Consider the following 12,310-nt stretch of genomic DNA (forward strand, 5'->3'; position numbering starts at 1 on the left):
GGTGGACGCGCTCTTGGCCAAAGCCAGGGCTGCGGGGGCGCCCGTCACCGCCCTACACGACCGGCCCTGGGGCATCTTACTCCGGCTACTTCCGCGACGTCGACGGACACCTGTGGGAAATCATCCACAACCCAACTAGCACCGACGCCACCACCTGATCGGGCTAATCGAGTGCAGAGACGGTCGCAGTCGAGGCCACAACCGCCAAAAACCAAGAATTTTGCATTCGCACCGAACGTGCCAACTCGTTGCTCATTCGACAAGCAAGCTGCGGTGTCCGCTTCCCACCCCGAGTTGGACATTCAGGTCGCATAAGCCGAACGGCAGCTTTGAGGAAATCTCTGAGCCTGTCTGGATGACTGAAATGAGGGCGCTTAGCTAGACATTCGCCGCTAATCCGAAAAGTACCGAAAGCTGTCCTTGATCAGGTGAGTTCGTTGGTGGAGGGTCCGCACGTAAAGTCTCTTCTCACCGGATTGAAGGCCATGATAAACGGCGCCTATGGGAATTAGGAACTATCTGATCGAAGGCAGTTCCGGCACTGGAAAAACGTCTGTCGGTACTGAACTGGAGCGGCGGGGCTACCATGTCGTCCATGGTGACCGGGTCTTGGCCTATGTCGGCGACCCCGAGACAGGCCAGGCACTCGCAGGACCACCCACAGGCGCGGACCGCATCGTTTGGGGATACGCGCACTGGATCTGGCCTGTCGACAAGGTCCGCGCTATTGCTGCCGACACCACCCATCCTATCACCTTCTTCTGTGGCGGCTCGCGCAATTTCGATAAATTCCTAGACCTATTCGACAAGGTTTTCGTGCTGGACATAGACGTTGCGACATTGAACCGACGATTAGATGGACGGCCGAATGAGCCAGGCTTCGAGCCGGCCGAGCGGGCGTTGGTACTCCGCTACCATCATACTCGGGGATACCTCCCCGTCGGCATCAATATCGACACGGCAGATACTGTCCCAAGTGTCGTCGACGATATCCTCGCTCAACTCACCTGAAGCCCTGGACGTATTGTGAATGGGATGGGAAGCACTCGATTATTGCGGGAAAGACGCTAGCCGCCTGAACGGCTCACTGGCGGCGTTGTCGCTTTCGTAGCCGACCGGCAGCTTTCAGAACGAGAAACCGGGTGTTTTAACGACCGACAAGGGGCGCGTCGCAGACGGAAAGGGGCCGTGAACGGACCGACTGTTAAAGGCGTTCGGGATAGGAAAGCCGACATGCAACCGCAACGGGATGACGCCCGCCTATGCGGCCGTCGGCGCTGATCCTGTGGTATACTCCTCGCTGGGGGTAGAGGTGGTAGTCGAGTGCAGCTTGTCGAAAATCTTCAATCATCGAAGGGTGTCCTGAGAAGGAGCGGGCGAGGCAGTCCCCCCGCTCCGCGTCTTGTTATTCCGCTAGTTCCCGCATGACCTTGATGAGGTCGGACTTGCCTTCGAAGCCGATGCCGGGAAGGTCCGGCATCACGATGTGGCCGCCCTCGACCTCCACACCGTCCGGGAAGCCGCCGTACGGCTGGAAGAGGTCCGGATAGCTCTCGTTGCCCCCTAGCCCCAGCCCGGCTGCAATGTTGAGCGACATCTGGTGCCCTCCGTGCGGGATGCAGCGCGACGGCGACCAGCCGAACTGGCGCAGGACGTCCAGAGTACGGAGGTATTCTACGAGCCCATAGGAAAGGGCGCAGTCGAACTGCAAATAGTCGCGATCGGGCCGCATTCCGCCGTAACGGAGCAGGTTACGAGCATCCTGATGCGAGAAAAGGTTCTCACCGGTCGCCATCGGCGCGTCGTAGAACTCCGAGATGGCAGCCTGCAGCGCATAGTCCAGAGGATCGCCGATCTCCTCGTACCAGAAGAGCGGATAGTCGCGGAGCAACTTCGCGTAGGCGATGCCCGTCTCCAGGTCGAAGCGGCCGTTCGCGTCAACGGCGAGGCGCGCCTCGGAGCCAATCTCTTCGAGAACCGACTCAATCCGGCCCCGGTCTTCGTGGATCGAGGCGCCGCCGATCTTCATCTTGACGACATTGTACCCGCGGTCGAGGTATCCGCGCATTTCCTTGCGCAGCGCGCTGTTGTCCTTGCCAGGATAATAGTAGCCGCCTGCCGCATAGACGAAGACCTTCGGGTTAGCTTCACGACCCTTCATTTTGGCGAGGAGTCGAAAGAGTGGCTTGCCTTCGATCTTGGCGACAGCGTCCCAAACGGCCATGTCGATGGTGCCGACGGCCACCGAACGCTCGCCGTGACCGCCAGGCTTCTCGTTCTGCATCATCGTCGCCCAGACCTTGTGCGGATCGAGATTGGTGCCGGCGTCGTTCATCAGGCCATCCGGAGACGCTTCAAGAATCCGATCCTTGAAGCGCTCGCGGATGAGGCCGCCTTGGCCGTAACGCCCGTTCGAATTGAAACCGTAGCCGACAACGCGCCGGCCGTCCTTCACGACGTCCGTCACGACGGCGACGAGGCTGGCCGTCATCTTCGAGAAGTCGATATAGGCGTTGCGGATAGGCGAAGCGATCGGTTTCGTAACTTCGCAGACGTCGGTGATACGCATTTCATGTACTCCGTTAGATAGAAGACGTTGATATCAGTATTGAGCTTTGAGGGTCGTGGCAGTCATCCGTCGGGGGGGCTCGCCGCGCTGTCCGGTAATCACCGCTTCGACCGTCTTGCGATCGAGAGCGCCCTCCCACTTTGCGATAGCGATTGTCGCGACGCCGTTGCCGAGGAGGTTTACCACGACGCGGGCCTCATTCATGAAGCGGTCCACACCGAGCAGCACGCGTCGCGCCATGGTGCTCCTCCTATTCCTCCTGCCGCCTATCATTTGCGATCGGTTTTCCAGTAGCAGGTGGTAAAGTACGGGCGGGCTTTGATCCAATGCCAATGGTCATTTGTTTGATGCCGATTGGGCATATAAACAAACGGCGACTGCCGGTCGTCGCGGAACGGAAACACCAGCATTCTGCGCTGGTGGCCTAGCCGCACCAACCGCTGCGACGCCCCTCAAAGATCAGCGCGCTTGTTCGCTTTTAGCATGGAAGCGCGCCGGCCATCGTTATCCTAAAATGCGCTCAGATGAGGAAGTCGGCCACGGCCTTTCCGGATGTCACGGTATTGGCAGTTCCACCGAGATCCCGCGTCCGCAGCCGTGAATCGGCGAGCGATCCTTCGATACCCGCCATGATGGCGTCAGCCGCTTCCTGCTCACCTAGATGCTCCAGCATCATGGCGGCGGACCAGATTTGGCCGATGGGGTTGGCGACGCCCTGCCCGGCTATATCAGGTGCCGAACCATGTACTGGTTCGAACAGCGATGGGAACTCTCTCTCTGGATTGATGTTGCCGGAGGGTGCTATTCCGATCGTTCCAGTGCAGGCAGGCCCGAGGTCGGAGAGGATGTCACCGAACAGGTTGGAAGCGACGACCACGTCGAACTTGTTGGGATTCAGCACAAAATGCGCGCACAGGATGTCGATATGGTACTTGTCCCAGGTGATGCCAGGGTAAGATCTCGCCATCTCTTCGACGCGTTCGTCCCAATAGGGCATCGTGATCGAAATCCCATTCGACTTGGTCGCTGAGGTCAATCTTTTCCTTGGGCGCTTATCAGCCAACTCGAACGCGAACTTAAGGATCCTGTCGACGCCGATCCTGGTCATGACCGTCTCCTGGACGACGGTTTCACGGTCGGTGCCGGGGAATATCTTGCCGCCGATCGAAGAATATTCTCCCTCCGTGTTCTCCCTGACCACGTAGAAGTCAATGTCACCTGGACCACGACCCGCCAAAGGAGAGGCCACTCCCGGCATCAGCCGGCATGGCCTCAGACTCACGTACTGGTCGAACTCGCGACGGAACTGGATCAAAGAGCCCCACAGCGAGATATGATCGGGAACAGCTTCAGGCCAGCCCACTGCCCCAAAAAAGATGGCGTCGTGGCCGCCGATCTGAGCCTTCCAGTCCTTGGGAATCATCTGCCCGTGCTTCAGATAATAGTCGCATGAGGCGAAATCGAAGGAGTCGATCTGCAACTCGAATCCGAACTTCTTCGACGCGGCCTCCAAGATTCGTAGCCCTTCAGGTACGACCTCCTTGCCGATGCCGTCGCCGGCGATGGAGGCGATCCTGTAGATCTTGTTCGTTTTTTGGTTGGTCATGCCTGTCTCCAATCGATCAGTCTTCTTCTACGAAGACTTCCCTGCGGCGTTTTGCGATATTGGGAATGAAGGCGATCGCGAGGACCGCCACGGCGACCAGAAAAAGGGCCGCACTAATTGGTCTGTTCACGAAGACCATCGGGTCGCCATGGGAGATGGTCATCGCGCGACGGAGGTGTTCCTCCAGCAACGGACCGAGGACGAAACCCAGCAGCATAGGAGCGGGTTCGAACTCCAGCTTGGCGAGCACATAGCCAAAGACGCCGAACGCCGCCATGACGTACAGATCAAACGTGTTTGAGTTGACGCTGTAGACCCCGATGGAAGCGAACGCGAGGATGGCCGGGAAAAGCACACTGTATGGTACGGTCAGCAGCCTCACCCAGAGGCCTATAAGCGGGAGGTTCAAGACTACGAGAAGGAAGTTGCCGATCCACATCGACGCAATGAGCCCCCAGAACAAGACGGGCTGTGACGTTGCGACCTGCGGTCCCGGAACGATACCCTGGATGATCATCGCTCCGATCATCAAAGCCATGACCGGATTTGCGGGTACGCCGAGGGTCAGCATGGGGATAAATGACGTCTGGGCGCCTGCGTTGTTTGCCGCCTCAGGACCGGCCACGCCTTCGATGGCTCCTTTCCCGAAGCGTTCGGGCGTCTTCGAGATCTTCTTTTCCAGGGCGTAGGACGCGAAGGAGGCCAGAATCGCGCCGCCGCCCGGAAGTATGCCAAGGGCTGAGCCCAGAGCCGTTCCCCGGCATGCTGGACCAAACATGGCCTTCAAGTCCTCCTTGCTCGGCCAGAGGCCTGCCACTCGCTTTACGACTGCAGTTCGCTGGACCGTCAACTCAAGGTTCCGCAGAATTTCTGCGATTCCAAAAATGCCCCCCGCCACGGCGACGAAATTGAGCCCGTCGGCAAGTTCCGGCCGACCAAGCGTGAAACGCATCGCTCCCGTGTTTATGTCGGTACCCACCAGAGGACGACGGAGGCTGCCAGACCAAAGAGCATCAAGCCAAAGTACTCTGGAGAGCCGAACTGCAAAGCGATCTTCGTCAAGGGTGGAGCTAGCGCCGCGACGAAGACTGTTGCGATAGTGCCGGCGAAAAAGGAGCTGAGCGCTGCCGCCGCGAGGGCTGGCCCCGCCTTTCCCTGTCTTGCCATCTGATAACCGTCGAGCGCCGTTACCGCCGATGACGACTCCCCAGGGAGATTGATCAGGATCGCTGTGGTCGATCCTCCGTACTGGGCACCATAGTAGATTCCCGCGAGCATGATGAGTGACGTCTCCGGCGACAACGAGAGCGTGATTGGCAGGAGCATCGCAATAGTAGCCGTCGGACCGATGCCAGGAAGTACGCCGACGAGGGTTCCGAGGAGGGTTCCGACAAAGCAAAAGAGAACATTGTACGGAGTCAGGGCTGCGCTCAAACCGAGCGCCAAGTTGCTGATGAAGTCCATTTCGTCAAACTCCAATCCACGGCCCGAAGAGCCGGACGGGAAGGCCGAGTCCGTAGTAGAAGACGGCGAGACAGAAGGCCGTAATGGCCAACGCGATGACCGCTGCGATGTACGGCCTTTGGCCTTTTGCAGCCATCGCGGCGGAGACTGCGGTGAGCAATACTGCGGGAATGAAACCCAACCCACGTATGGTCAGACCGAAAAAGGATCGGCGCAACAATGATTGCGACGATCGAACGAACAGGAGCGTGCTGGGGATGAAATGGGTGGCTAACCGTCAGCGCCCTCAATCCCACTGCCAGGCCGATGCCAGTGATCAGGATGGACAGCACAAGGGGGAAGTAGCCAGGTCCCATTCTCAGCGCACTGCCGACATCCAGAAGAAGGACGTAAGACCGAAGCTCAACCCGGTCGCTAACAACACGAGCGACGCCGCGAGGTTTTTTATATCCATTGGAACACCTGGTGTCGGCCCAGGAAATCCTGAGCCCACACTCCGACCTCAGTCGGCGAACTCGCCGGCGGCCTTGATGATCGGATCCCACCGCTTGATTTCGCTGTCCAACTTCGTGTGGAGGGCGTCGGGAGTTGCTTGTTCCTTGGTCGCGGGAATAGTCGCAATCTGGGCAAAGCGTTCTTTGAGCGTCGCGTCCTCCATGGCGGATCGCAAAGCTGACGAGAGCTTGTCTACGATGTCCTTGGGAGTGCCCTTCGGAGCATAGACGCCGTGCCAGACGCCAAGTTTGAACGTGGGCAAGCCCGCCTCCGTGGTGGTCCTCACATCCGGAAGCATTTCGGCTCTCTCGTCGCTCGTGATCGCGTAAGCCTTGACCTGGTTCTGGGTGATCGGGCCAACTGTGTTCGTCGCCTGGTCGCAGGTCATGTCGATCTGTTTGCCGATTAGATCGGTCATGATGGGGCCGTTGCCCTTGTATGGGACCGTGGTCATCTGTGTGCCGATCGTTGACATGAAGAGCGTGCCGCACAGATGGGAGGCAGCCCCAAGTCCGGCATGAGCATAGGTGACGTTGGTGCCCTTCTGCTTGATAAAGGCAAGAAGGTCTTCGAAGGACTCCAGGCCCAGGTCGGCACGAGAGATGACCGTCATAGGGGCATCGCTGACAAGACCAATCGGCTCGAAGGCTTCGAGCGGCTTGTAGGGGAGCTGGCGATAGAGAGCAGGCGCCGTCGCCATCCCAATATGATGGACCAGGATGGCGTAGCCGTCTGGGTCTGCGTCGGCGACACGACGAGCACCGATAGTGCCGCCTGCACCCCCCACGTTTTCGACCACGATCTGCTGGCCGAGCGACTTTGACATCGCGTCGGCGGTAAGCCGTGCGATCGTGTCGGTGGGGCCCCCTGCCGCATATGGCACTACCATGAAGATGTTTCGGTCCGGATAGTCGGCTCCGAAAACAGGGGTGACGGAAACCGCAAGCGCGGCTATAGTGAGAGCGAGCTTCATTTCTTTCCTCCTCTTTTTGCCGTTGACGTCAACAACGGCACTCCTTCGCGAACCTTTGCCGACTACCGGTTGACGGTCCAATGCCGATCCGGCTTCATTTGATGCCGACGACGAGGAGATGAGATGGATACCGCCTGGCTTGCCGATTTGCGTGCACTCGCCGAGACCCTTAACTTTTCAAGAGCTGCAGAGCTCCGAAACATCACACAGCCGGCCTTTGGCCGAAGAATCCGTGCGCTCGAAGACTGGAGCGGGACACCGTTGGTCGACCGCTCCACGCACCGCCTGAAGATCACTCCTGCCGGAGAGATCGTGCTTTCGGCAGCCGCCGATGTACTACAACGCATCGAAAGGGCGAGACACGAGCTTGAACAGACACGAGCGGCCAGCGCGACGCTGACGTTCGCCGCGACCCACGCTTTATCGTTTACGTTCTTTCCAGGCTGGGTCCAGAGCCTGGGCTCTTCCACCACGACGGTGCCGATACGCCTCCTGTCCGACAATATGAACGAGTGCGAGAAGATGATGGCGGACGGACGCGCTCAGTTTCTGCTTTGTCATCACCATCCGGACAGCGAGATCCGACTGCACGACACCGATTTCAAGCATGTCGAATTGGCTAGCGATCTTCTAATACCCGTCGCGATGCGCTCCGACAGCGGGGAACCAGCCTACAAGCTTCCTGGAACGCTTGAAGACCCCGTCCCGCATATCGCGTTCGACGAAAAGTCTGGCATGGGACGGATACTGGCAGCCACCATCCCAACTCGGGCGGGACATCTGAAGCTAGTTCGGGTATTCACCTCCCACCTCGCGATGGTATTGAAGGCTCTGGCGATGGAGGGAAAGGGCGTCGCGTGGATTCCACAGAGTCTGGCGGCCGCAGAATTGGTTAGCGACGGCAAGCTCGCCATTGCGGGGGATGAAGAATGGACAGTTGCTGTCAAGATCGTTCTCATCCGTCCCCGGACGAGGATGACGGAACTCGCGGAGCAGTTTTGGTCGACGGTGATGGCTGCACGGAAGTAACTTCAGGCGTGAGCTCAGGAATTCACGGGGCAGGAAGGGGAATGACGGCTTTCAGTGTTCGATTGGGCGAAGCCGACCTTCACCCATGGTGCTCATGCTAGCGCTTACGGCTCGGAGCGGGAGCTCGTATCGAGGAGGAGCGACTCGTTGCAGCGCGCCCGCGATATGCAACTGTAATGCATCGAGCGTTACGCGAACTGTGGCAAGTCGTCGTGTATCTCGTACCACTCGGCCTTCGAGGCCACGAAATAATGCGCGGTCGGCGGCGCCGGCAAGGGCGTATCGAGCGTCCCCAGCCGCAAGCGCACGACGTCCGGCATCGCATCGCGGCGACTGATGATCGGCGAACCGCAGTTGGAACAGAAGAGGCGATGAACGCCTGGCGAAGAAATGAATGCCTTCAGCGCCGACTCGCCCTCAATGATGACGAAGTCACTGCTCGCGGCGGGCGCATTGGTCGCGAATGCGGTAGCGGTCGCCTTGCGACAACGCGAACAGTGGCAATAGATCGCCACACCAAGCTTGCCGCGAACTTCGTATTTCACTGTGCCACAGAGACAACTGCCTTTATGCATAAAAGCTCCCGTCATTGAATTGCTTGGCCGCTCGTTTCGCCTTTGGCCGCGGGCTGTGCGTTGCCGATCCCGCGCGCTTTGGCGCAGGGTATCATCTATGCCGCCGTCAGGCGGCAATAGCGCCTTGCGGCGGTAGCAGTGGCCTCAGACACCATACGCGGCAGCGAAGCTTGCGACGCCTTTATCTCACATGCAGGTCCGAGTGACCCCCTCAAGGGGCGGCAGGTGGCACCACCCGCCAACCGGAGAGTGTCAGATCATGCTCGTCATGCCGAGCGAAGTGAGCAGGTCGTTCTGAATTGGGCTTACGGCCTCGTTCAACCGCTGGACACCGAGATCCATGCCTTCAGGCATGACGACCGTGCGCAATGGACGCCGTTCCGTGGCCTCGACCAGCCGTGCGATGGCATCGGCAACCATCTGGGGTCGTGGTGGATTGTGCGGATCGTGCGCGTTGCTGGAGCTGTCTTTGATTTGACCTGGGATCGCCGCGACCTCTCCATATGAGACTAACACGCTTTCGTCGGACGGCTCCGGACTGGAGGAAAGAAGGTTGCTCGGGAATGGCCCTGGCTCGACGATGACGGAGTCAATTCCAAAGCCCTTCAGTTCGTACCGATAGGCTTCGGCAAGCGCCTCGAGCGCGAACTTGCTCGCAGAATAGACGCCGAAGAACGGAAAAATCACGCGACCCATCAGGGATGTCACATGAACGAGAAGTCCGCTGCCGGCGGCACGCATGTGCGGTAGTACGGCGCGGTCGGCCCGTAGGGCGCCAAAGAAATTGACCGCAAATTGCCGTTCGACGTCCGCGACCGTATAGGCTTCCGTGACCCCGACGGCCATCGTTCCCGCGTTGTTGATCAGGGCATCGATTTTTCCGTGCTGCCTGATGACCTGCTCGATCGCGGAATTGACCGATGCCTCGTCGGCGACATCCATTTCAAGGACGTGCAATACATGCCCTTCAGCTTTCACCGCCTCGATGAGCTCGCTCCGGACCTTGGCATTTTTTCCTTCGACGTCTCGCATGGTCGCAACCACCGTATGACCCCGCCCAGCTAGCTCCAATACTGTTAGTTTCCCAAAACCACTGCTCGCGCCGGTCACAACAACGACTTTTCTGCTCATCCTAAGTCCTTTCTCTGAAATCCAGGGGACGTCGCGTCCATATAGACAGACCTGTATGTATTTGCAATCTTTAAATTGACAGAATAGTCTGTATATCAGTGTACGAAGATCTGAGGTGACGAAAGATGGAAACGCGCGGCATGCTTGAGTTCGTGGATGTGGAGGGGCAGCCGCTCAACGCCCTTGCCCCGCGAGAACGTATATTAAAGACGGCGTCGGACCTGTTTTACCGGTTCAGCATCCACTCAGTTGGGATAGACCGCATCATTGCCGAAAGCGGCGTGGCCAAGATGACGTTCTACAAGCACTTTCCATCAAAGGCAGACCTGATCGCTACCTATTTGCGTTACAAAAGTGACACTTGGTTTCAGATGCTCGCAACCTCGACTGAAAGAGCCGGGCTGTCGCCGCTGGAGCGTGTCCTCGCCATCTTTGACGCGTTAGAGGAACCGTTCCGTACGCCTTCCTTCCGCGGCTGTCCCTTCGTGAAAGGACTGGCCGAGTTCGGGCCGGAGGCTAACTCCCCAGACGTGCAGGCAACCATCGCCGCTTATTTTAAGGGCTTACATGAATTTGTTGCGTCACTCATCGAGCCTTTGGCATTAAGCAAACCCGAAAGAGCCGTGATCCAGATCCTGTCGCTCTTCCAAGGCGCGATCGTGATCGCGCAATCGATGCGCGATTCTGCCATAGTGGAGGCAAACCGCTATGCAGCCAGGGTGTTGCTTGAGGATGCGTTGATCACGTCGCCTGAACCTGAATTTCGTTAAGCGGTGGGTAGACGATCTCGGCCAGCGCGGCTCGACGCAGCGGCTTCCTTTTGATCTGGCGATGCACAGCGGGCAGTCACCGAAATATTCTGGTCGCTTACGCCGGATCTTGCGACGCTGCGGCACGCGCATCACGTCGCATGAACGCCCAGTCGATTAGTTCCGCCATGGATGGACCGAGTGCGATCCCCATATCACTCAGTGCATATTCGACCCTTGGCGGCACCTGTGGATAGACGGTTCTTGTCACGATACCATCCTTCTCCAAGTCCTTGAGTTGCTGGATCAGCATCTTCTGGTTCACGCCTTCGACGCGCTTTTCGAGTTCCGAGAATCTTAGCGGACCCTTTGCGGCGAAGAGCTGGCAGATGATGACGATCTTCCACTTCCCTTCAAGGACCCGCAGAGCATCCTGGGTTGCCGCCGCCCATACCATTCGCTGCTTCGGGTCGTCGCAGCGCCAGTCTCGTTCAACTGCCATACATACCTCTGGGTAGGTTACCCACCTTTTAGTCGGTTCTTGCCGTACCCGGTAGCTAATCCTATTCTTCGGAGCACAACAAGTCACGCCTCCGTTGGAGTGCGTTGAACCCAATATTCGCAGCAAGGAAATGATATGAACATCGGAATTGTCGGCGCAGGGAACATCGGCGCGACACTTGCACGCAAGCTCGCGGCCGCAGATCACGAGGTCAAGCTTGCCAACTCAAAGGGTCCAGAATCCATCCGCGATCTCGCCGCGGAAGTTGGTGCGACGGCAACGACCAAGGAAGAGGCCGTGACGGGGGTGGACATTGTGATCCTTTCCATCCCGTTTTCGGCTCATCGCGATCTTGCCAATTTATTCGCAAATGTTCCCGAGAACGTCGTTGTCGTAGACACGTCCAACTACTATCCGTTCCGTGACGGAGCGATCACCGATGTTGATGGTGGCAAACCGGAAGCGGTCTGGGTCAGCGAGCAGATCAACCGACCGATCATTAAAGCCTGGAATGCGGTGCTTTCTGCGACTCTCGCGGAAAAAGGCGTAGACAAGTCGCAACCCGGCCGCATCGCCCTTCCGGTAGCGGGGGATGACCTCGAAAAGAAGTCGCTTGTTATGCAACTGGTGGAGGCAACGGGCTTCGACGCCCTCGATGCCGGGAGTCTCGCGACCTCATGGCGACAACAGCCAGGCACGCCTGCCTATTGCACGGAACTGACTGCTGACGAGCTGCAAACGGCTCTAGAAAAAGCTGACCAAACCCGCTCGGCTGGTAACCGCGAGGCCCTGATCAAGGTCTTCATGGAAAAAGGCGGCAGCCTTACTCACGATGAAATCGTAGCCCAAAACCGCGCCGGGACCGCGTTAGCGATAAGGAGCATCGTGAAAGATTAGTATCCTCGGACTAATTTCACGCCGTGATGGCGACTCGAGTTTTCCCAAGGATATCGGCGCACACATGTCATGGCTTCAACATCAATGCGATGGCCGCTTTCGCGCAGATGCATCAACGGCATCTATGGCTGACAAGAGGGCGCATTGCCGCCCGGCAGCATTGGCTCGGTCGGTGGTGTCTCTAACCGCATTTCTGCTAAAGCTGGGAAGCAAATCGCCCGCAATGTCACCAGCTGCCGAAGTGTGAAGGGCGCAACGGGCTGATGGGCCTCTCGCTCATCAGGCCTCTTGTCTTGAAGGAGGAGCGCTAGGATGAGCAC

General features: G+C 58.4%; 10 protein-coding genes and 2 pseudogenes. 4 read left to right on the forward strand and 8 right to left on the reverse strand.

Annotated elements, in window-relative coordinates; genetic code table 11:
- The first annotated feature begins 501 nt into the window (after positions 1–501).
- The gene (locus BN1800_RS37715) at positions 502–1,011 is read left to right on the forward strand and encodes a DEAD/DEAH box helicase family protein (RefSeq protein WP_087005797.1); all 510 of its coding nucleotides are present in this window, start codon (positions 502–504) and stop codon (positions 1,009–1,011) included.
- 394 nt (positions 1,012–1,405) lie between these two features.
- Here BN1800_RS37715 and BN1800_RS37720 read toward each other — a convergent pair whose 3' ends face one another.
- The 5 genes and pseudogenes from BN1800_RS37720 to BN1800_RS37740 form a co-directional block, all read right to left on the reverse strand.
- Positions 1,406–2,569: a mandelate racemase/muconate lactonizing enzyme family protein gene (locus BN1800_RS37720; RefSeq protein WP_087005800.1), complete on the reverse strand. Its 1,164-nt coding sequence runs from the start codon at positions 2,567–2,569 to the stop codon at positions 1,406–1,408.
- A 33-nt stretch (positions 2,570–2,602) separates the two neighbouring features.
- Entirely contained in the window at positions 2,603–2,809 is a 207-nt protein-coding gene (locus BN1800_RS37725) for a hypothetical protein (RefSeq protein ID WP_425299109.1), read from the reverse strand.
- Positions 2,810–3,089: 280 nt separating this feature from the next.
- Positions 3,090–4,175, reverse strand: a complete 1,086-nt coding sequence (locus BN1800_RS37730) for a tartrate dehydrogenase (protein WP_087005803.1) — start codon at positions 4,173–4,175, stop codon at positions 3,090–3,092.
- A gap of 16 nt (positions 4,176–4,191) precedes the next feature.
- A pseudogene (locus tag BN1800_RS37735) lies at positions 4,192–5,639 on the reverse strand (tripartite tricarboxylate transporter permease).
- Positions 5,640–6,141: 502 nt separating this feature from the next.
- Positions 6,142–7,107, reverse strand: coding sequence for a tripartite tricarboxylate transporter substrate-binding protein (locus BN1800_RS37740; RefSeq protein WP_087005806.1), 966 nt, complete (start codon positions 7,105–7,107; stop codon positions 6,142–6,144).
- 123 nt (positions 7,108–7,230) lie between these two features.
- On the opposite strand from BN1800_RS37740, the gene BN1800_RS37745 reads away from it, so the two are divergent.
- Positions 7,231–8,136 (forward strand): LysR family transcriptional regulator, encoded by a 906-nt coding sequence (locus BN1800_RS37745; RefSeq protein WP_087005808.1) that lies wholly within the window; start codon positions 7,231–7,233, stop codon positions 8,134–8,136.
- A gap of 188 nt (positions 8,137–8,324) precedes the next feature.
- On the opposite strand, the gene BN1800_RS37750 is transcribed toward BN1800_RS37745, so the two are convergent.
- Both BN1800_RS37750 and BN1800_RS37755 read right to left on the reverse strand, forming a co-directional pair.
- Complete coding sequence (locus BN1800_RS37750; protein WP_244564794.1) at positions 8,325–8,711, reverse strand: GFA family protein; 387 nt, start codon at positions 8,709–8,711, stop codon at positions 8,325–8,327.
- A gap of 252 nt (positions 8,712–8,963) precedes the next feature.
- Positions 8,964–9,842 (reverse strand): SDR family oxidoreductase, encoded by an 879-nt coding sequence (locus BN1800_RS37755; RefSeq protein WP_087005813.1) that lies wholly within the window; start codon positions 9,840–9,842, stop codon positions 8,964–8,966.
- A 125-nt stretch (positions 9,843–9,967) separates the two neighbouring features.
- Between BN1800_RS37755 and BN1800_RS37760 the strand changes: the two genes are divergently transcribed.
- Entirely contained in the window at positions 9,968–10,612 is a 645-nt protein-coding gene (locus BN1800_RS37760; RefSeq protein WP_087005815.1) for a TetR/AcrR family transcriptional regulator, read from the forward strand.
- Between the two features lie 97 nt (positions 10,613–10,709).
- On the opposite strand, the gene BN1800_RS37765 is transcribed toward BN1800_RS37760, so the two are convergent.
- Positions 10,710–11,093 carry a winged helix-turn-helix transcriptional regulator gene (locus BN1800_RS37765; RefSeq protein ID WP_087005818.1) on the reverse strand — a complete coding sequence of 128 codons (384 nt, stop codon included), beginning with the start codon at positions 11,091–11,093 and terminating at the stop codon, positions 10,710–10,712.
- Between the two features lie 132 nt (positions 11,094–11,225).
- Here BN1800_RS37765 and BN1800_RS37770 point away from each other — a divergent pair.
- A pseudogene (locus tag BN1800_RS37770) lies at positions 11,226–11,990 on the forward strand (NADPH-dependent F420 reductase); the annotation flags it as partial.
- Positions 11,991–12,310: the final 320 nt, after the last annotated feature.

Origin of the sequence: Rhizobium sullae, assembly GCF_900169785.1 — a bacterium.
GTDB lineage: Bacteria > Pseudomonadota > Alphaproteobacteria > Rhizobiales > Rhizobiaceae > Rhizobium > Rhizobium sullae.